Annotated in this window: 22 protein-coding genes; 2 read left to right on the forward strand and 20 right to left on the reverse strand. The window is 44.7% G+C overall.

Annotation, left to right across the window (positions count from 1 at the left end):
* Window positions 1–40 precede the first annotated feature (40 nt).
* From CVV77_RS04305 to CVV77_RS04320, 4 genes are all read right to left on the reverse strand, one after another.
* Entirely contained in the window at window positions 41–286 is a 246-nt protein-coding gene (locus CVV77_RS04305) for a KH domain-containing protein (protein WP_003238584.1), read from the reverse strand.
* Entirely contained in the window at window positions 286–558 is a 273-nt protein-coding gene (gene rpsP, locus CVV77_RS04310) for a 30S ribosomal protein S16 (RefSeq protein WP_003220815.1), read from the reverse strand. Before rpsP ends, CVV77_RS04305 begins: the two co-directional genes overlap by 1 nt.
* A gap of 105 nt (window positions 559–663) precedes the next feature.
* Entirely contained in the window at window positions 664–2,004 is a 1,341-nt protein-coding gene (gene ffh, locus CVV77_RS04315; protein WP_019258383.1) for a signal recognition particle protein, read from the reverse strand.
* Window positions 2,005–2,017: 13 nt separating this feature from the next.
* Complete coding sequence (locus CVV77_RS04320) at window positions 2,018–2,350, reverse strand: putative DNA-binding protein (protein WP_003238590.1); 333 nt, start codon at window positions 2,348–2,350, stop codon at window positions 2,018–2,020.
* 178 nt (window positions 2,351–2,528) lie between these two features.
* Between CVV77_RS04320 and CVV77_RS04325 the strand changes: the two genes are divergently transcribed.
* On the forward strand, window positions 2,529–3,014 hold the full coding sequence (locus CVV77_RS04325; protein ID WP_088110940.1) for an Ig-like domain-containing protein: 486 nt from the start codon (window positions 2,529–2,531) through the stop codon (window positions 3,012–3,014).
* A 35-nt stretch (window positions 3,015–3,049) separates the two neighbouring features.
* Here CVV77_RS04325 and ftsY read toward each other — a convergent pair whose 3' ends face one another.
* The 13 genes from ftsY to CVV77_RS04390 form a co-directional block, all read right to left on the reverse strand.
* Window positions 3,050–4,039 carry a signal recognition particle-docking protein FtsY gene (ftsY, locus tag CVV77_RS04330; RefSeq protein WP_100274714.1) on the reverse strand — a complete coding sequence of 330 codons (990 nt, stop codon included), beginning with the start codon at window positions 4,037–4,039 and terminating at the stop codon, window positions 3,050–3,052.
* A gap of 19 nt (window positions 4,040–4,058) precedes the next feature.
* On the reverse strand, window positions 4,059–7,619 hold the full coding sequence (smc, locus tag CVV77_RS04335) for a chromosome segregation protein SMC (protein WP_100274715.1): 3,561 nt from the start codon (window positions 7,617–7,619) through the stop codon (window positions 4,059–4,061).
* A 100-nt stretch (window positions 7,620–7,719) separates the two neighbouring features.
* Window positions 7,720–8,469: a ribonuclease III gene (gene rncS / locus CVV77_RS04340; RefSeq protein ID WP_003232030.1), complete on the reverse strand. Its 750-nt coding sequence runs from the start codon at window positions 8,467–8,469 to the stop codon at window positions 7,720–7,722.
* 139 nt (window positions 8,470–8,608) lie between these two features.
* Complete coding sequence (gene acpP, locus CVV77_RS04345; RefSeq protein WP_003154310.1) at window positions 8,609–8,842, reverse strand: acyl carrier protein; 234 nt, start codon at window positions 8,840–8,842, stop codon at window positions 8,609–8,611.
* Window positions 8,843–8,926: 84 nt separating this feature from the next.
* Window positions 8,927–9,667: a 3-oxoacyl-[acyl-carrier-protein] reductase gene (gene fabG / locus CVV77_RS04350; RefSeq protein WP_014113766.1), complete on the reverse strand. Its 741-nt coding sequence runs from the start codon at window positions 9,665–9,667 to the stop codon at window positions 8,927–8,929.
* Window positions 9,660–10,613, reverse strand: a complete 954-nt coding sequence (fabD, locus tag CVV77_RS04355) for an ACP S-malonyltransferase (RefSeq protein WP_003238597.1) — start codon at window positions 10,611–10,613, stop codon at window positions 9,660–9,662. The genes fabG and fabD overlap by 8 nt, the downstream gene beginning before the upstream one ends.
* Before the next feature lie 22 nt (window positions 10,614–10,635).
* Window positions 10,636–11,634 (reverse strand): phosphate acyltransferase PlsX, encoded by a 999-nt coding sequence (gene plsX / locus CVV77_RS04360; RefSeq protein WP_100274716.1) that lies wholly within the window; start codon window positions 11,632–11,634, stop codon window positions 10,636–10,638.
* Window positions 11,635–11,647: 13 nt separating this feature from the next.
* Window positions 11,648–12,214 (reverse strand): transcription factor FapR, encoded by a 567-nt coding sequence (gene fapR, locus CVV77_RS04365; protein WP_003238599.1) that lies wholly within the window; start codon window positions 12,212–12,214, stop codon window positions 11,648–11,650.
* A gap of 108 nt (window positions 12,215–12,322) precedes the next feature.
* A complete protein-coding gene (gene recG, locus CVV77_RS04370) occupies window positions 12,323–14,371 on the reverse strand; it encodes an ATP-dependent DNA helicase RecG (protein ID WP_088110943.1) in 2,049 nt (682 codons plus the stop codon).
* Window positions 14,349–15,251, reverse strand: coding sequence for an L-serine ammonia-lyase, iron-sulfur-dependent, subunit alpha (gene sdaAA, locus CVV77_RS04375; protein ID WP_003238601.1), 903 nt, complete (start codon window positions 15,249–15,251; stop codon window positions 14,349–14,351). Before sdaAA ends, recG begins: the two co-directional genes overlap by 23 nt.
* Window positions 15,252–15,274: 23 nt before the next feature.
* The gene (gene sdaAB / locus CVV77_RS04380; RefSeq protein ID WP_019258378.1) at window positions 15,275–15,937 is read right to left on the reverse strand and encodes an L-serine ammonia-lyase, iron-sulfur-dependent subunit beta; all 663 of its coding nucleotides are present in this window, start codon (window positions 15,935–15,937) and stop codon (window positions 15,275–15,277) included.
* 138 nt (window positions 15,938–16,075) lie between these two features.
* On the reverse strand, window positions 16,076–17,737 hold the full coding sequence (locus CVV77_RS04385; protein WP_019258377.1) for a DAK2 domain-containing protein: 1,662 nt from the start codon (window positions 17,735–17,737) through the stop codon (window positions 16,076–16,078).
* A 15-nt stretch (window positions 17,738–17,752) separates the two neighbouring features.
* Window positions 17,753–18,115 (reverse strand): Asp23/Gls24 family envelope stress response protein, encoded by a 363-nt coding sequence (locus CVV77_RS04390; RefSeq protein ID WP_003238605.1) that lies wholly within the window; start codon window positions 18,113–18,115, stop codon window positions 17,753–17,755.
* A gap of 278 nt (window positions 18,116–18,393) precedes the next feature.
* Between CVV77_RS04390 and rpmB the strand changes: the two genes are divergently transcribed.
* A complete protein-coding gene (gene rpmB / locus CVV77_RS04395) occupies window positions 18,394–18,582 on the forward strand; it encodes a 50S ribosomal protein L28 (protein ID WP_003221548.1) in 189 nt (62 codons plus the stop codon).
* Window positions 18,583–18,654: 72 nt separating this feature from the next.
* On the opposite strand, the gene spoVM is transcribed toward rpmB, so the two are convergent.
* The 3 genes from spoVM to rpe form a co-directional block, all read right to left on the reverse strand.
* Window positions 18,655–18,735: a stage V sporulation protein SpoVM gene (gene spoVM, locus CVV77_RS04400; RefSeq protein WP_003221545.1), complete on the reverse strand. Its 81-nt coding sequence runs from the start codon at window positions 18,733–18,735 to the stop codon at window positions 18,655–18,657.
* 69 nt (window positions 18,736–18,804) lie between these two features.
* Complete coding sequence (locus tag CVV77_RS04405) at window positions 18,805–19,449, reverse strand: thiamine diphosphokinase (protein WP_100275138.1); 645 nt, start codon at window positions 19,447–19,449, stop codon at window positions 18,805–18,807.
* Window positions 19,450–19,519: 70 nt separating this feature from the next.
* Window positions 19,520–20,173, reverse strand: a complete 654-nt coding sequence (rpe, locus tag CVV77_RS04410) for a ribulose-phosphate 3-epimerase (RefSeq protein ID WP_100274717.1) — start codon at window positions 20,171–20,173, stop codon at window positions 19,520–19,522.

The raw sequence follows: 20,173 nt of genomic DNA on the forward strand, positions 1-20,173 counted from the left end.
TTTGCGTGTAAAAAAAGGGGAGGTGCCGGCCCTCTCCCTTTTAGTCAAATATCTCAAATTGAACTTTCTTAGAAGACTGTGCGCCAGCTGCAAATACAGCTGTTCGAATCGCTTTTGCAGTCCGGCCTTGCTTTCCGATAACTTTACCGGTATCTGACTTGTGGACAGATAAGCGCAGCGCAATCTTTTGATCGGTTTCTTCTCTTATGACGCGAATGTCATCTGGATGATCAACAAGCGGCGTCACAATTTTGACAATCAAATCTTCCAAGTGTTGATCAGTCATTACTTGCCTTGTTTAGCGTTGTGGAATTTTTCCATGATTCCTTGGCTAGAGAACAAGTTGCGAACTGTATCAGATGGTTTCGCTCCAGTTTGAAGCCATTTAAGAGCAAGCTCTTCGTCGATTTTTACTTCCGCTGGTTTTGCAACCGGGTTGTAAGTTCCGACTGTTTCGATGAAACGGCCGTCACGCGGTGAACGAGAATCTGCTACAACAATACGATAGAAAGGAGATTTTTTTGCTCCCATACGTTTTAAACGAATTTTTACTGCCATTTTACTAGCACCTCCGAAAATATTTCAACAAGATAGTATATTAACAATGATAAAAGTGTTTGTAAAGTGTTTTTTCTTAACAACGGTTTTATCATGTATAACCGATTACATAAAAGGTAGCTTAAACCCTTTTTTCTTACCTTTTGACATGTTTGTCATCTGCTTCATCATTTTTTTCATTTCGTCAAACTGCTTAAGCAGACGGTTGACTTCCTGCACGGATGTCCCGCTTCCTTTCGCAATCCGCTTCCGCCGGCTGGCATTGATGATATCCGGCTGTTCTTTTTCAAGAACAGTCATGGATTTAATGATCGCTTCCACATGATTCAGCTGTTTTTCATCAACTTGGATGTTTTTCAGGCCTTTCATTTTGCCTGCACCCGGCATCATTTGCAGAAGCTCATCAAGCGGCCCCATGTTTCTGACCTGCCCGAGCTGCTCCAGAAAATCGTCCAATGTGAAGCTCATCGTCCTCATTTTTTGTTCGAGCTCTTTGGCCTTATCTTCATCGACGCTGGCCTGTGCTTTTTCAATCAATGTCAGCACGTCGCCCATGCCAAGAATCCTTGATGCCATGCGTTCAGGATGGAACGCTTCTAATGCATCAAGCTTTTCGCCTAAACCAGCGAACTTAATCGGCGTGTTTGTGACCGCGCGAATAGAAAGCGCAGCACCGCCGCGTGTGTCTCCATCAAGCTTAGTTAACACAACACCGGTTAAACCGAGCTGTTCATTAAAGCTTTTGGCAACATTCACAGCGTCCTGACCGGTCATTGAATCGACAACCAGGAAGATTTCTTCCGGATTCGCGATTTCTTTCACGTTGGTCAGTTCATCCATCAGTTCATGGTCGATATGCAAGCGGCCTGCCGTATCCAAAATGACATAGTCATAATGTTCTTCCTTGGCTTTTTCAATAGCCTGTTTAGCTATCTCTACAGGACTGACCTGATCACCAAGAGAGAAAACAGGCATGTCAAGCTGTTTGCCGAGCGTTTCCAGCTGCTTAATCGCGGCTGGGCGGTAAATATCGGCAGCAACCAGCATTGGTTTGCGATTATGCTTTTTTCGCAGCAGATTCGCAAGCTTACCGCTTGTTGTCGTTTTACCGGCACCTTGGAGACCGACCATCATAATAACAGTCGGGGGTCTTTTTGCAACGGCGATTTTGCTCTCTTCGCCGCCCATCAGCTCAGTCAGTTCCTCTTTAACAACTTTAATGACCTGCTGGCCGGGGGTCAGACTTTTCATGACGTCTTGGCCTACAGCGCGTTCACTTACTTTTTTGACAAAATCCTTGACTACTTTAAAGTTAACGTCAGCCTCAAGCAGCGCAAGACGAACCTCACGCATCATATCTTTTACATCTTGTTCGCTGACTTTCCCTTTTCCGCGGATTTTAGAAATCGTCTGCTGCAGTCGGTCGGCTAATCCTTCAAATGCCATAGTTTGCCGCCTCCTAATCTAATTTCTCAAGCGCTTCAATCAGAGCTGTAATTTCTTCCTCTTCTTTTGAACCGGAAGCAAGCTCCTTCAGCTTATTAAACATCTCTTTACGCTCCTGAAACTTTTTCAAAAGGAGCAGCTTTTCTTCATATTGTTCAAGCATCGCTTCTGTTCGTTTGATGTTATCATAAACAGCTTGTCTTGAAACCTCATATTCTTCGGCTATTTCGCCTAGGGAGAAATCGTCCAAATAATAAAGCGACATGTAGCTCTTCTGTTTTGACGTCAACAACGACTGATAAAAATCAAACAGATAGTTCATTCTCGTTGTCTTTTCGAGTGACATTTGAGCTCTCCCCTTTGTTAAGTCAAATCCCTTTACGATAACTTAGTTTACACGGTTTCATTGAGACTGTCAAGTTTTTATCTTGTCAAAGCAACGATTACTATTTCCAAAATACGCTAAATAAAATCCAATTAATTCCGATATTGTATATGAACCCTATTTTAAAGGAGGATTTTTTATGAAAAAAATCGGTTTATTATTTATGCTGTGCTTGGCAACCGTGTTTACAATCATTTTCCCTGCACATCAAGCAGACGCTGCTGAAGCGCCTTATAAGGCTTCAATCACTAATATCAGCACAGATGGAGGGGTTTACGGAAAAATCAATTACGGCCAAGGTCAATTTTGGCGAGTCAAGTACAATATTACGATAAGCGGCAAATTACTCGACCAAAACGGACAGCCGGTGCCAAACGCTCCAGTAAGATTCGAAGCAGATACGAAAGTCGGAAATACAACACAAACAGCTTCAGGAACAACCGATGCAAACGGAACGTTTGAGGTTCCAATGTATTTGGGGCCAGCTGCAGGGTACTACACGTATTACACATCTGTTTCCGTTCATTACTATGACATCATCCCATTCAGAGTTTATTCAGGAGATTCAAGACTGGCATCCACTGATAACAGCCTTTATCATTTCGCCTATCAAGTGAGAAGATAAAAAAGAAAAAGGCCCCCAAATGTGAGGGCCTTTTCTTAATCGTCGGCTTTTTCCACTAGATCTGAAAAGAGACCGTACACATACGATTCAGCGTTAAATTCCTGGAGATCGTCAACTTTTTCACCTAACCCGACTAATTTAACCGGGATGTGAAGTTCGTTGCGGATCGCAAGGACGATACCGCCTTTTGCCGTACCGTCAAGCTTCGTTAAAGCAATGCCGGTAACATTTGTTGCTTTAGAGAACTCTTTCGCCTGTGCCATAGCGTTTTGGCCGGTTGTGGCATCAAGGGCAAGCAGCACTTCATGCGGCGCTTCAGGCACTTCTCTTTCGATGACGCGCTTCACTTTTTCAAGCTCTTTCATTAAGTTTACTTTATTTTGGAGACGCCCTGCCGTATCACAGATTAATACATCGGCATTTCTTGCTTTGGCAGCATGGACAGCATCGTAGATGACAGCCGCAGGGTCGCTACCGGCGGTCTGCTTAATGACAGGAACTCCCGAACGCTCTCCCCATACTTCAAGCTGTTCAATGGCACCTGCTCTAAATGTGTCTCCGGCAGCAAGTACGACAGATTTTCCTTCTTGCTTTAGTTTATGGGCAAGCTTTCCGATCGTTGTCGTTTTGCCGACTCCGTTTACACCCACCAGAAGGATTACATTTAAACGGCCATCCTGGATGTTCAACTCAGAAATTTGCTCATTTCCGCTGTTATAAATCTCGACCAGCTTCTCAGAAATAACAGACTGAACTTCCATCGGATCTTGAATATTCCGGCGTTTGACTTCTTTTTTCAGCTCTTCTATTAATTCCATAACGGTTGTAAAACCGACATCCGCGCTGATGAGAACCTCTTCAAGCTCTTCGAAGAAATCCTCATCCACTTTACGGTAACGGGATACAAGATCATTCACTTTGTTTTGAAAGGAGTTTCTTGTTTTTTCAAGGCCATCCTTAAACTTTTCAGATACAGAATCTGTCTGTTTTGTGATTTTCTCTTTTAATTTTTTAAAAAAGCTCATCTTTTAACCTCTTTCCTCGTTACTGAACGAATTCTTTTGTTTCTTCCAGCTTAACTGAGATTACCTTGGAAACACCGGATTCCTGCATTGTTACGCCGTATAGCACATCCGCTTCCTCCATCGTCCCTTTTCTGTGGGTAATCACGATAAACTGGGTATCGCTGCTGTATTTTTTTAAATACTGCGCAAAACGGAACACGTTCGCTTCGTCTAGCGCAGCTTCTACTTCGTCAAGGACGCAAAACGGCACAGGACGAACCTTTAAGATTGAGAATAAGAGCGCTATTGCAGTAAGCGCACGCTCTCCGCCTGACAGAAGGTTTAAGTTTTGCAGTTTTTTCCCCGGCGGCTGTGCGATAATCTCGACTCCTGAGTGAAGCAGATCGTTAGGATCGGTGAGCCTCAGTTCAGCTCGACCTCCTCCGAATAGGGAGCGGAAGACTTGATCAAAGTGTGAGCGGATTTGAACAAATGTGTCGTTAAAGCGTTTCGTCATTTCTTCATCCATTTCTTCAATCACTTGAAACAGGGTATTTTTCGCTTCTGTCAAATCTTCTTTTTGTTCTGACAGAAACTTATACCGTTCGTTGACCCTTTCAAACTCATCTATGCTTCCGAGGTTTACGGTGCCCAGCTCTTCGATTGCGAGTTTAATCAGCTTCACGCGCTTTCTGGCTTCCTCTGGATCAGTTTCAAGCTGATATTTCTCTTTTGCCCCCTCAAAGGACAAGCTGTATTCCTCCCGTAAGTACTGGAGTAAATTATCAAGCTCTACTTCCATTCGGCCAAGTTTGACTTCTTCGTCTTTTAGGAGCGTTGTTTTTTGTTTATACAGGCGTTTCATTTCTTTCAGCTCACGCTCATACGTATCAAGCCCATGCTGAAGCTTGATACGCTGATCGCGTCTTAACGCAATCAGTTCGATCGTTTTCGTTTTGTCATTCAATTTATGTTTTGCGGCTTCTTCCAGCTTTTCTTCGCCGCTGGTGCTTGAAGACATCTCTGACGTTAAAAAGCTTAAGTCTTCTTTCGCCTCTTTTAACGCAAACTCTGTTTCTGTGAGCTCTTTCTTTAATCTGGCAAGGTTGTCCTCTTCACCCTTGCATGCCTGTTCTTTTTTGGCCGCTGTGATCTTCAGCTCAGTCAGCTCGTTGGAGAGAGACTCTTTCGTTGACGATTGTGTTTGTTTTTGTTTTGTCAGTCTGTCAATATCCTCTTCAAGCTGTTTCATCTTTTCTGATACGGAAGAAAGCTCTTCTTCCAGCTTGCGTTTGCGTGTTTTCTTCTCTTCATCGCTTTCTGACAAAGCAGATTTTTCTTGATCGTAGAGCTCTAAATGGGTGTTGATATTTTTCTCGGCAACTTGTAGTTCGTACAGCTGGCCTTTTACATCCTGCTGCTTTAATCTTAAGCCTTCCCCGGTTTCTCTTAAGTCAGCCAGTTTTTTCTCCATATCCTGAATGGATTGCTTAAGGGTTTTGACTTCTTGTTCAAGCAGTGCTGTTTTCTCTTCCATTTCAGCGAGCCGTTTGCTCACATCTTCAAGCTCCCGGCTTCTTCCAAGCAGGGAGTTATTTTTCTTTTTAACCGCGCCGCCCGTCATTGAACCACCCGGATTCACGACATCTCCCTCAAGGGTTACGATGCGGTACCGGTGACCGAGAAGCTTCGCAAGCTCGTTTGCTCCCTTTAAATCCTCTGTGATCAGCACGGTTCCAAGCAGGTTCTGGATGATGCGCCGATATGCAGGATCAAATGTGACTAGTTCACTGGCAACCCCGAGAAATGACGAGTGCTGTGCTGCTGTTTCCGCGTCACGGCTTTGAAGCTGGCGGTCTCTGATAACAGAAAGAGGCAGAAACGTCGCCCGGCCGAAGGAATTCTGTTTTAAATATTGAATCGCTTTACGGGCAGACTGTTCATCGTCGGTCACGACATGCTGGGCAGAAGCGCCGAGCGCAATTTCGATGGCCGTTTCATACTTCCGTTCTGTTGAGATCAGCTCAAGTACAGCTCCGCGAATTCCGCCAAGGCGCTCTTTCGCTTTCAGCACTTCTTTAACACCTTGATAAAAACCGGAGAAATCACCCTGCATCGTCTCAAGCATGTCCTTTTTCGATCTCGCTTGCTGAACGTATTGGTATGCCTGATACAGAGCGGATTCATTTTTTTCGTATTGACGCTTTTTCTGCTCATATTTTGTCTGCATGTCACGATATGCACTGACTTGGCTGTGTATCTCCTGCTCAATTCGGGCAAACTCCGTTTCACATGCGGCTTTTCGCGCAGAAATATCGCTCCGTTCCTGAAGATGCTTTTCATTGTTGTCCGCAAGCCTCTGCAATATAACAGCGGATTGGGACATCTGGTCATCCAGCAGCTGGAGCTCATTACGAATCGAAGCCTGGCTGTTCAAAAGCTCAAAGTAATCGCTTTTCAGCTGCTCGATTTTCTCTTCGACATTTTCATTGTGAAGACTGAGAGCCTGCTGCTTTTCTTTTACCTGAGCTCTTAACTGTTTCACCTCTGTCTGAAGCGTTTCGAAGACAGCTTCCTGCTTCGCTAGCTCTTCTTTCAGCACCGTTTCTTTTTGCTGAAACTGAACGATGGCTTCTTCAAGCTGTTCTTGGTTCTGCACAGCGTTTTTCTTGCGTTCTTTCAGGACTTCTTTACGGCCTTCAAGCTTTTCCAGCTCTTCACTCGTTGCCAGTAAGACTTGCTGGAGCTCATCTACTGATTCATCAAGCGCTTGAATTTTGTCTCGCGTATCCTCAATCTTTGCTTCTTTCGCAGAAATCGCAGACGATTCAGCGAGCTCTTCTTCTTTGGCGAGCTGTACCTTCTCTTTAAGAATTGACCATTTGCCATGCAGCTCTTCGATATCATAGGCTGTCAGCGCAATTTCAACATGCTCCAGCTCTTTCTTTTTCTCCAGGTAGTCTTTCGCTATTGAAGCTTGAATTTTAAGAGGTTCAACCTGTCCTTCTAGCTCATGTAATATATCTTCTACCCGGTTTAAATTGTCTTGTGTCTCAAACAATTTATTTTCTGCTTTTTTCTTTCTCGTTTTATATTTAAGCACTCCGGCCGCTTCTTCAAAGATACTGCGGCGATCCTCCGCTTTACTGCTCAGGATCTCTTCCACTTTCCCTTGGCTGATAATAGAAAATGCTTCTTTACCCAGGCCAGAGTCCATAAACAAATCAATAATATCTTTTAAGCGGCACGGCTGATTGTTAATCAGAAACTCACTCTCGCCTGATCTGTACACGCGTCTTGTGACACTGACCTCATGGAAGTCAATCGGCAAGAAATGATCATCATTATCAAGAGTAAGCGTAACTTCAGCTAGATTTAATCGCTTTCTCGAATCACTGCCGGCAAAAATGATATCTTCCATTTTTCCGCCGCGAAGAGACCGGGCTGATTGTTCTCCGAGAACCCAGCGAATGGCATCTGTGATGTTACTTTTTCCGCTTCCGTTCGGGCCGACAACCGCTGTAACGCCTTTTACAAAATCTACGGAAATTCGTTCTGCAAATGATTTAAATCCTATAACGTCTAAACGTTTGAGGAACATAGCGATCCTCCTTATGTAATAAGTATTTCAATTCTATCATAAACATGGGTGAAATAAGACGGCATACATACTGAAATCCCCCTTACGACTCAGGGGGATTTTATTGTTTCGTATGGTGTTTTTGCAATTTAGCTAAAGCTTCCTGAGCAGCGTGCTGTTCGGCTTCTTTCTTTGAACGGCCATTTCCGACTCCGAGTGGTTCACCCTTTAGAGATACGATGGCTTCGAATTCACGATTGTGCGCAGGACCTTTTTCGTTGGAGATTTTATACTCCAGAGAGCCTTTGCCGTCCCGCTGCACATATTCCTGCAGCTGGCTTTTGAAATCCATCACATGAGAAAAAGCACCATCGTTAATTTTAGGGAACACATAGACTTTTAAGAAACTTTCGACCGGCTCTAACCCCTGGTCAAGATACAAGGCTCCGATAAATGCCTCAAAAACATCCGCCAATAGAGCAGGACGCTTTCTTCCGCCTGTCATTTCCTCACCTTTACCCAACAGGACAAGGTCGCCGAATGACAGTTCGTGAGCCAATGAAACGAGAGACGGTTCGCATACAATCGCGGCTCTCAATTTCGTCAAATCTCCTTCACTCATAGCCGGGTACTTGGCAAATAAGAATCTGGAGATCGTCAGTTCCAAAACAGCGTCACCTAAAAATTCAAGCCTTTCATTATCTTCATACGGCTTTTTCCGATGCTCATTCACATAAGATGAATGTGTAAATGCTTGATACAAAAGCTTTTCATTTTGAAAGTGAACCGAAATCCGTTCTTGAAACTCTTTAAATTGTTCTACTTTTTTATAGAACTTTTTTTTATCTTTATAATGTGAGTGTTTTGACATAGTAACCTCCATAGGCACATCAGGTTCACCGCGCTTCTCTGACTAAACCGGATACAGCGCGCGTAAAAGCGGCATGCTGTAATAACTGCACGAATAAAGGGCTAAAGCCCCGCGTTTCGGCGGGACTTTTAGCATCAGCTTATTGCTGGTTTTGTATGTAGTTCACAGCGTCGCCGACTGTTGCAATCTTTTCAGCATCTTCGTCAGAAATTTCCATATCAAACTCGTCTTCAAGTTCCATAACAAGCTCAACTACATCTAGGGAATCAGCACCTAAGTCTTCCTTGAAAGAAGCTTCAAGTTTGACGTCTGCTTCATCAACGCCAAGGCGATCTACGATGATTTTCGTTACACGCTCTAATGTATCTGCCATAGCAATTCACCTCCCCTCAAGTATTATAGTGGATTCGTTTTTAAAAAACTAGAGAAACTATGATGAAATTTTCGAGAAAAAAACTTACATCACCATTCCGCCATCAATATGAAGCGTTTGGCCTGTCATGTAACGGGCTCCCTCTGAAGCAAGGAACGTGACAACGCTGCTGACATCGCCAGGTTCGCCAAAGCGCGCGAGCGGAATTTGTTTCAGCATTTCGTCTTGAACGTCTTTTGCAAGCTTATCTGTCATATCAGTTGAGATAAATCCAGGCGCAATCGCATTTACCGTAATATTACGGCTTGCAAGCTCCTTAGCAGAAGATTTTGTTAAACCGATCACACCGGCTTTTGCAGCCACGTAGTTGGCTTGTCCAGGATTTCCGCTGACGCCGACGATAGACGATACGTTAATAATCCGGCCTGAACGCTGTTTCATCATTTGTCTTGTAACAGCTTTCGTGCAGTTGAAAACACCCTTCAGGTTAATGTTAATGACATCATCCCATTCATCTTCTTTCATTCTCATGATGAGATTGTCTCTTGTAATTCCGGCATTATTAACAAGAATGTCAATCGTAGAAAAAACAGATAGCGTTTCTTTTATCATGTTTTGTACATCTTCGGGATTTGATACATCCGCTTTGACAGCAATTGCTTTTCTGCCCATTGATTTGATTTCATCTACGACTTCATTTGCTTTCGCTTCATTGCCGGAGTAGTTCACGACAACGTTTGCGCCGCTTTTTGCCAGATCAAGGGCGATTGAGCGGCCGATTCCGCGGGATGCGCCAGTGACAATAGCTGTTTTGTCATTAAGCATTTTCATTCTCCTCCTTAAGCGTTTGAATTGCCAGCTCGATCGTTTCCGGATCTGATACAGCAATTGTTTTTAAGCGTCTGTTTACTTTTTTCACAAGGCCTGAAAGCACTTTTCCGGGACCGATTTCAATAAAAGTCGTCACACCCTCTGCAATCAGCTTGTTAATGCTTTCCTCAAAACGAACCGGAGAGTATAGCTGCTCAATGAGTTTCTCTTTGATGTCTGCCTTATCAGTCATAACATCAGCAGAAACATTTGAGATGACCGGAACGTCAGCGTCTTTTACTTCACAGGAGTCCAGTACTTCTTTCAGTTTTTCAGCAGCAGGCTTCATCAGTTCGGAATGGAACGGACCGCTTACTTCAAGCGGGATTGCGCGTTTTGCACCGTTCTCTTTTGCCTGTTCAGACGCAAGCTCTACCCCTTTAGCTGTTCCGGAAATAACGATTTGTCCGGGACAGTTGAGATTCGCAAGCTGTACAAGGTGGCCTTCCTCCGTGACTTTATCGGTTACTTGCTTTAATGCTTCAGCATCCATGCCGAGAATCGCAGCCATAGCTCCTTCGCCAGCCGGCACCGCTTCATTCATAAACTCGCCGCGTTTTCTGACGGTATAAACAGCATCTTTGAAAGACAGTGCGCCAGACGCAACCAGTGCGGAATATTCACCAAGGCTGTGTCCTGCTGTGAAATCAGGTGTAATGCCTGATTCTTTAAATTTCTCAAGAACAGCAATGCTTGTCGTCAGCAAGGCAGGCTGCGCATTGTATGTAAGTGTTAATTCTTCAGCATCACCTTCAAAAATCAGTGAGCTGAGTTTTGTTTCCAATGTTTCATCCGCTTCATCAAACAGACGTTTTGCAGCAGGCACCTGCTCATAAAGCTCTTTTCCCATGCCGATAAATTGTGATCCCTGACCCGGGAATAAAAATGCAATCTTACTCATGATGTAAAAACCTCCAGACTACTCATCTGTTTTTTTCTTCTTTAACTTCTTTCTGAATGAGCGCAGCCACATTTTGGCTGACCATCTCTCTTGCTTGCCGAATCGCATGAAAAACAGCATTAGAATCTGAAGAGCCGTGCGCCTTGATCACAGGCGCTTTTAAGCCAAAAAGACTTGCTCCGCCATAATTCGAATACTCCATTTTCATTTTCATTTCTTTCAACTTTGGCTTCAGCACAGCTGCTGCAAGCTTTGATGTGAGATTAGACGTCATTACTTCTCTCATCATTTTAAAAATAGATAACGCAGATCCTTCCAGTGTTTTGAGTGTAACATTCCCGGTAAAGCCGTCTGTTACTACAACATCCGCCACATCATCTAAAAGGTCTCGCGCTTCCACATTTCCGATAAAATTAATATTTGCTGTTTCTTTTAAAATTTGAAACGTCTGCTTCGTCAGTTCGTTTCCTTTTTTATCTTCTGTTCCGACATTTAAAAGTCCGACTCTCGGTGAAGTGACACCGCGCACTTGCTGAGAATAAACAGAACCCATGATGGCGTATTGAACGAGGTGCTCCGGTTTGGCATCGACATTGGCGCCAACATCAAGGAGAAGAAAACCGTCTCCTGAAACGGTCGGAAGTGTCGGGGCAAGCGCCGGGCGGTCAATTCCTTTAATTCTTCCGACAATAAACAGACCGGCTGTCATTAATGCACCGGTATTTCCTGCTGAAATGCAGGCGTCAGCTCTGTTTTCCGCAACTTCCTGCGCCATAAGGACCATAGATGAGTTCTTTTTTCTTCTCACGGCGCGGACCGGTTCATCCGTAGGCTCAATCACTTCATCTGCGTGCAGCACCGTGATGCGATCTGATGTTGTGGTTAAGTGTGATTCTATCGTTGTTTTGTCACCGACAAGTGTGATATGGAGATCATCAAATGCCTCTATCCCCTTTATAACTCCGTCAATAACAGCTTTGGGAGCGTGGTCTCCTCCCATTGCATCTACAGCTATTCTCATGCATGCTCCACCTTTATGAATGTTTTGAACGGTACATGTCAAAATGTCCAGAAAAAACAATTTCTTCGCCGACATAGCTGTTCACTTCGACGACCGTTCTTCCTTTTTCTTTTTCGACTGCCGTCACTTTCGCTTTCGCTACGACACGTTCACCCTGCTTTACCTGTCTTGTAAAGCGGATGTCTGCACTTGCAGTCAGCGCCAGCTCGTCATCAATGACTGCAACGGCCAAAGAATTCGCCTGCGCAAATAAATGGTGCCCTCTCGCAATCTGATTCCGGCTGAACACATGCTCCTGTTTTATTTCTAAAATGGATATCGCCTGATCATCCAGCTCAAGGTCAATAATTTCTCCGATAACTTCGTCCAGTGACAGAGATTTCACTTCATCTTCAAGCGTTTTCTCTGCCACATTCTTAATTCTTTCTCTCAGCTCCGGTATGGAAAGCTCTAAGCGGTCCAAACGTATCGTCTGGATGCTCACCCCAAATTTACCCGCTAATTCTTCGTCTGTAATAAAGGGGGTTATTTGAATCGTCTGCTGAAGTAATTCCTGGCGTTCTCTCTTATTTCTTCTCATATCTAAACACCATCCGGACAATTAAGACTAGGTACTAATAGTAGTATATAATTTCATAGATTGGAATGCAACGATTGTTTCTGACTGAACACCAAAAACTTCTGGTGCTCAGCTCAATTTTTCCCCGTCCATTACGCCGCTCTTCAGCAAATGTTCTCTCAGCGCACCGTATTCCGGCTCCTTCCAGAACGCGTCAGAAGCCACAAGATTCGAAGCATCCTGCCTTGCTGTTTCAAGCGCTCTGTAATCATGAACCATGTCCGCCACCTTGAATTCAGGCATACCGCTTTGTTTTTTCCCGAAGAAATCCCCGGGGCCTCTAAGTTCAAGGTCCTTTTCAGACAGCTCGAAGCCGTCATTGGTCTCGGACATGATTCTCATCCGTTCTTTTCCTGTTTCTGATTTAGGGTCGGCCATCAGAATGCAGAAAGATTGATGCTCCCCCCGTCCGACACGTCCGCGCAGCTGGTGAAGCTGTGACAGCCCGAAACGGTCGGCATCATAAATCACCATAATGGTTGCATTCGGAACATTCACGCCAACCTCAACAACAGTGGTTGATACGAGAATTTGACAGTGATTCGCGCTGAATTCTCTCATGACCTGATCTTTTTCATCAGAATGCAGCTTTCCGTGCATAAGACCGACGTTCCATTTCCCCCGGAAAATGTCAGAAAGCATATTGTACACGTCAATGGCGTTTTGCACATCAAGCTTGTCTGATTCTTCAATCAGCGGGCAGATGATATAAGCCTGCCTGCCCTGCTTTAATTCTTTTTCGACGAATGCCAAAATACGGTCCAGCATGTCATGCTTTACCCAATAGGTTTCGATTTGTTTTCGTCCCGCCGGCATTTCATCAATGACAGATACATCCATTTCACCGAACACTGTAATGGCTAACGTTCTTGGGATTGGAGTGGCTGTCATAAAGAGAACATCGGGATCCTGCCCTTTGTTCCGAAGCTTTTTGCGCTGCTCAACTCCAAATCTATGCTGTTCATCTGTAATAACGAGACTCAGCGCCTTAAACTCCACTTCATCTTGGATTAAAGCGTGGGTTCCTACAAGAATATCAATCTCTCCCGCCGCAAGGCGCTCAAGCAGTTCTTTTCGCCGCTTTCCTTTGACAGAGCTTGTCAAAAGGGCGACGCTGACATCCCACTTTTCAAATAGTGAAACGAGCGAATCAGCATGCTGTTCGGCCAGAATTTCTGTCGGCACCATGAGCGCTCCCTGGTATCCGGACAGAATCGCGGCATACAGCGCAATGGCGGCGACTGCCGTTTTTCCTGATCCTACGTCCCCTTGAAGAAGACGGTTCATTCTGTATGGAGAAGACATGTCTGATGTTATTTCGCGAAGCACGCGCGACTGGGCGTTTGTGAGGGGAAACGGGAGGCTTTTGATAAATCTCATGAGTTCTTCGTTTGAAAAACGCTGCCGTATCCCTTGAGTCTGCTCTCTTTCCGCCTTTCGGAACGCCTGCATTTTCAACTGAAACAACAAAAATTCTTCGTAAACAAACCGGCGTCTGGCAAGCTTTAACGCTTCTCTTGTTTCAGGCTGGTGCATTGCTTTTAACGCCTGTTGATAGTCCGGCAGCTTATAGCTTGTTCTTAGCTTTTCCGGAAGAGGATCCGGAAGTGAGTCTGCATATTGGGTCAGCGCCTGTTGAATAAAGCGTCTCATCATTTTGACGGTCACATTTTCTTTCACAGAATACACTGGTTCAATGCTTTTATCCTCTTGATGCGGCCCGTTTTTTAACTCCTGAACAGAGATGGTTTGGCGGTGCTTGTCCCATTTACCGGAGATCGTCACAACAGAGCCAAGCGAAAGCTTTTTCTTCAAATAAGGCCGGTTAAAACATACGGCTGTGATTAAATAGTGGCCGACAAGAAGCCTGAATGTCAGCCTGTTTCGTTTCTTTCCGTAATAGGTAAGAGAAGGCTCTGAATGAACCTTCCCTTCGACGGTAACTCTTTCATCATGCTTCACTTCTTCTAAATCCCTCAGCTCGTAGTCATCATAGCGATAAGGGAAATAATTCAGAAGATCAGAAATGTCATAAATACCGAGTTCATTCAATGTTTTTTCTGTTTCCGGCCCAATACCCTTAATGTTAGCTATACTAGTTTGCTGATGTTGTTTCACGTGAACCTAGCGCTCCTCCGAAAATTTTTTTCTCTAATTCTCTTCCAGTCGGTGTTGCTGCTAAACCGCCCTGGCCTGTTTCTCTAAGTGCAGTGGGCATCGTTTGGCCAATTTTATACATTGCATCGATAACCTCATCACATGGGATGCGGCTTGTAATGCCTGCCAATGCCATATCAGCAGCAATCATCGCATTTGACGCGCCCATTGCATTCCGTTTCACGCAAGGCACTTCAACAAGCCCCGCAACAGGGTCGCACACAAGGCCGAGCATATTTTTTAATGTAATGGCCATGGCCTCTGCGCTTTGTTCGGGCGTTCCGCCTGCCATTTCAACAATCGCCGCAGCTGCCATACCTGAGGCAGATCCAACCTCTGCCTGACATCCCCCGGCGGCGCCGGAAATACTTGCGTTATTAGCCACAACAAATCCGAAAGCACCGGCCGTAAATAAAAAGCGGATCATTTGTTCTCTTGTTGGGTTCAGCTTTTCTTTTACAGCAAATAACGTGCCTGGCACCACACCAGCAGAACCTGCAGTCGGTGTCGCGCAGATCGTTCCCATGGCTGCATTTACTTCATTTGTTGCAACAGCTTTCGATACCGCATCTAAAATCAGCGGTCCAGACAGGCTTTTTCCTGATTGAATATAGGCCTGCAATTTAACGGCATCCCCGCCTGTTAAGCCCGTTTGGCTCGTAACCCCCTCGAGTCCTTTCTGAACCGCCGCTTCCATAACAGTCAGATTGTGATCCATCTGCTGAAAAATCTCTTCTTTTGTTTTTTCTGTTACTTCCATCTCTTGTGCGATCATTACCTCAGAGATGGATATTTGCTTTTCTTTAGTAATCTCAATTAATTCCTTTACATTACGAAACATAACTGGCTCCTCCTGACCTTTCTCTAGTCAGCAATCTTTGTCACTTGAATAATATTCGGCAGCTTCGACAGCTCGTCGAGAACGTGGTCGTCAATATTTTGATCGACTTCTATTGTCATCAGCGCAAGCTGGCCGATATCTTTGCGGGCTACTTCCATATGGCCTACGTTGATTGAAAATTTCGCCAAAACATTGGCAACACCGGCAATCGTGCCAAACTTGTCATTATGAACAACCAATATGGCCGGATGATTTCCTGAAAGCCGGAGTTCAAAACCATTTAATTCTGTGATTTCAATCTTTCCTCCGCCAATTGAAATACCCGTCAGCTCAAGCTCTCCCTTTTCATCAGAAATGGTGATTTTGGCTGTGTTCGGATGGACCGGGACAGCATCTTCAACCCGAAACTCTATATCAATTCCTTTATCTTCTGCAATTTGTATAGCGGTTTTAATTCGTTCGTCGAATGTATCAAAATCAAGCAATCCGCCGATAATCGCGACATCTGTGCCGTGGCCCTTATACGTTTCCGCAAAAGAGCCGTAAAAGGATACGATGATGCTCTCAGGCTCTCTGCCAAATAAACTTCTGGCCACTCTCCCTATTCTCGCCGCTCCCGCTGTATGCGAGCTGGACGGACCGATCATAACCGGGCCGATAATATCAAAAACGCTTCTGTATTTCATGCTATTCCTCCTTATGAACAAGAGCTTATAAGCGCTTTGCTTCTAGACTAATGGATCACATATAAAATGGCAAGCGGGCGCGTTACAGCGCTGCCGCACTTAAAAGCAGACATAAGAATAGAAGGGCGAATCGCCCTTCTATTCTGCAGAAACTATATACGAATACAGCGGCTGTTTTCCGTTGTGGATCTCAACCTCAATCTCCTCGTACTTTTCACTAAGAAACGCTTCAAGCTCCTCCGCTTCTTCCTGAGACGCATCCTCACCATATAGGATGGTGACAATTTCGTCGTCTTCTCCGATCATTTCTGACAGCAGCATTTTCGCGGCTGACAGCTGATCTTCAGCAGTGCCGATAATCGTTCCATTCAGAATTCCCATAAAGTCGCCTTTTTTAATATCTTTGCCGTCAATATGAGTGTCTCTAACTGAGTACGTCACCTGCCCGCTTTTTACTTGCTGAATGGCGCTGAGCATATTGGCTTCGTTCGCTTCAGCTTCTTGATCCGGATTAAATGCCAGCAGGGCTGACATCCCTTGCGGAACCGTTTTGGCAGGAATGACAAAAACCTGTTCACCCATTACGCTGGCCGCTTGATTAGCAGCCATGATGATGTTTGAGTTATTCGGTAGGATAAACACCGTTTCTGCATTTACAGATTTCACGGCCTCGACAATATCCTCAGTGCTCGGGTTCATGGTCTGCCCGCCTTCAATCACAACAGAAGCGCCGATGCTTTTGAATAAGTCAGAAATGCCTTCTCCCATCGCTACAGTCACAATGCCATACGGCTGCTTTGCCGGCGGTTTTTCGTTCTCAGCAGGCTTGCTTTCTTGGCTGATGATGGAGGTATGCTGTTCTCTCATATTTTCTATTTTAATTTTGATCAATTCACCGTAATGCTGGGCATAGTTTAATACATTTCCCGGCTCTTCCGCATGAATATGAACCTTTGCCAGCGATTCATCCGCAATGACTAACAGAGAATCACCGAACTGGCTTAGGTCTTGTCTGAACGTGCCTTCGTCGAATTCTCGTTTTGTCTGGTCGAGCCTAACCATCACTTCGGTACAAAAACCAAATTCAATATCTTCGGTATTCATCATGCTTTGCGCGCTCTTGTGATGCTCTGCGCTGACCATGTCGTCAAGTGACGGAAGAACTGCTTTCTGAGGCACAATTTCACCTTTTAATGAAGCAAGAAAACCTTCATACACACAAAGCAGGCCTTTGCCGCCGCTGTCGACGACTCCTACTTCCTTCAGGACAGGAAGCAATTCAGGGGTCCTGTTTAAAGACGCCTCTGCTTCACCTGTCACAGCAGTCATCAGCGCTGTGATATCGGTTTCTTTTTCTGCCAGAGCCACCGCTTTTTTCGCAGCGTCTTTTGCAACTGTTAAAATGGTGCCTTCTACAGGTTTCATGACAGCTTTATACGCCATATCAACACCTGCTTGCAGTGCTTGTGCAAACTCTAACGCATTAATTTCTTTTTTCGTTTCAATGCTTTTACTGAAGCCGCGGAACAATTGGGACAGGATAACTCCTGAATTACCGCGTGCTCCCATGAGCAGTCCTTTAGATAACGCGGAGCCCACCTTACCGATATCATCCGTATCCATTTGCTCCACTTCTCTTGCTCCGGAAGTCATCGACAGGTTCATGTTTGTTCCCGTATCGCCGTCCGGCACCGGAAACACGTTCAGCGCATCAACCGCACTCGCGTTTTGAGACAGATTCTGCGCTCCCGCAAGAATCATCTCGGCAAAGGTTCTGCCGCCTAATGTTCTGATAGACAATCCTACTCCTCCTAACTACGGGTTCGTCACTCGTACGCCTTGGACATAAATATTGACAGAGTCCACTGCCAGTCCGATGGTTTGGTTTACTGTGTACTTTACTTTTGTTTGGACATTATGTGCCACTTCAGAAATTTTTGTGCCATAGCTGACAATGATATACATGTCAATATGTATCTGTTCTCCTTCTTGGCGAACTTGGACACCCCTGCTGAAATTCTCTTTCCGAAGGATTTCAGTCAGTCCGTCTTTAATCTGGTTTTTAGAGGCCATGCCGACAATGCCGTAACAGTCAATCGCCGCCCCTCCTGCAACCATCGCAATGACTTCATTAGATATATCAATCTGCCCGTACTTCGTTCTTAATTCAATGGACACACTAGTTCCTCCTTCGAATGCATAGAGTTACAGCTATTCTACTATATGGTTTCCATTATGAAAAGAAAAGACCCGGGTATTGCTGCCCGTCCCTCTACATATACTATAGCGCCGCTGTTTCTGCAAGATGTCAAGTGAATTTTCTTGAAAGATGATGAAACAATAGTTGCAAACGTTTTTTAGCTGTGGTAAATTATTTAAAGTATCCATATCGAAAGCATCTAAGATCATATGAATGTTTAAAAGTAGATGTTTTGTGCAAGTGAGGAGGGAAACAAATGGCACGTAAATGCGTTATCACAGGTAAAAAAACAACAGCTGGGAATAACCGTTCTCACGCAATGAACGCTTCTAAGCGCACTTGGGGCGCGAATCTTCAAAAGGTTCGTATCCTTGTGAACGGAAAACCTAAAAAAGTATATGTATCTGCTCGAGCTTTGAAATCCGGTAAAGTTGAGCGTGTATAACAAAATGAACGCCTGCCCCGATATGTGGCAGGCGTTTTTATGTGGTGAAAGAGGGCTTTGAACCCCTGGGCATTAATCTTTTCTAAATGAGCCCAGCATCGCCCGGACAATTCCTCCTAAAAACTTCGGCAATTTAATGGTGTAAAATTTCATTTTTGTCCCCTCCTATAACGTCCCGTAACCGCCTGTTCATTGATTTCAGCAAATGAATGAAAGCACATGCTAATCCGTGCTTCTTATCATTATTAATATGCCTTTTGTAAACGAAAAAGTACCTCGTGAATGAATGAGTTCGTTACTAATACATAGTGTTGAACCGAGCGTAATATGACACTTATTTAGCGGATATTTAAAACCGTCCAGGGTCAGCTCATGTATTTCTTCGGAAAACGGTATGAAGGAGATATATCGCTTGTTTTCATCCTTCTCAATATCATATTCACCGGGAGAGAACATTTGAATATGATTTTGTTTGTCTATCAGCCTAATTTTTATATTTGTTTTTACACCTCTGTACAGAAGCTGGATGTTTCCTAAAAAATGATCAGCTCTGCCGCCTGTAATGCCGAAAATCTGAATGATATCCGGCTGCTTTTCCAGCGCCCAGTCAAGGGCGAGGTCTAAATCTGTTTGATCTTTTTCTGCTTGATACACATGGAGTGCGGGAGCGGCTTTTTCAATTCGGCGGCGTTCTTGCTCTGTTATGCTGTCAAAATCTCCAAAGGCTTCATCAGGAATGATCCCGGCATCTAAAAGAGTGACCGTGCCTTTGTCGACACCGATCCAGAGGATGTGTTCAGCCGTATAGCCGGTTAGATCGGGAATGAGACCTTTAGGGCCTCCCGCAACGATATTGATTGTTTTCATCTCTGATTCCTTTCTCTGCATACAGGAAAAAGAGCTTAGGCTCAGGATGCCCAGCTCTTTTTTGATTTGCTTATTTGCTTCCTCTAATTTCAGAAATCGCTTTTTTGCGGTCAGGCTGGCCATAAACAGCTGAGCCGGCAACGAGTAAATTTGCGCCCGCTTCAATGACTAGCGGAGCGGTTTCTTTGTTGACGCCGCCGTCTACTTCAATTAATAGATCTTTTTTTCCTCTTTCATCAGCCATTCGCTTAACCTCTTTTATTTTAGGAAGAACTGAATGAATAAATTTCTGCCCGCCAAATCCCGGGTTCACCGTCATTAAAAGAACAAGATCAATATCGTCAAAAACATGCTCGATGACTTGAACAGGCGTATGCGGGTTCAGAACAACACCGGCCTTCACGCCATGCTCTTTAATGAGCTGGATGGTGCGGTGCAGGTGTGGACACGCCTCAGCATGCACAGACAGGATATCTGCGCCCGCTTTCGCGAAAGCCGGGATATAACGATCCGGCTCCTCTATCATTAAATGAACATCAAGCGGCAGATCTGTTACTGGCCGGACAGCTTCTACAATCAGCGGACCGATCGTGATATTCGGGACAAAATGGCCGTCCATGACATCAATATGAATGCAATCGGCTCCGCCCTTTTCTACATCTTTAATCTCATTGCCTAAAGCGGCAAAATCAGCGGAAAGAATAGATGGTGCAACCTTTATCAT

Origin of the sequence: Bacillus sp. SN1, from assembly GCF_002796895.1 — a bacterium.
GTDB lineage: Bacteria > Bacillota > Bacilli > Bacillales > Bacillaceae > Bacillus > Bacillus inaquosorum.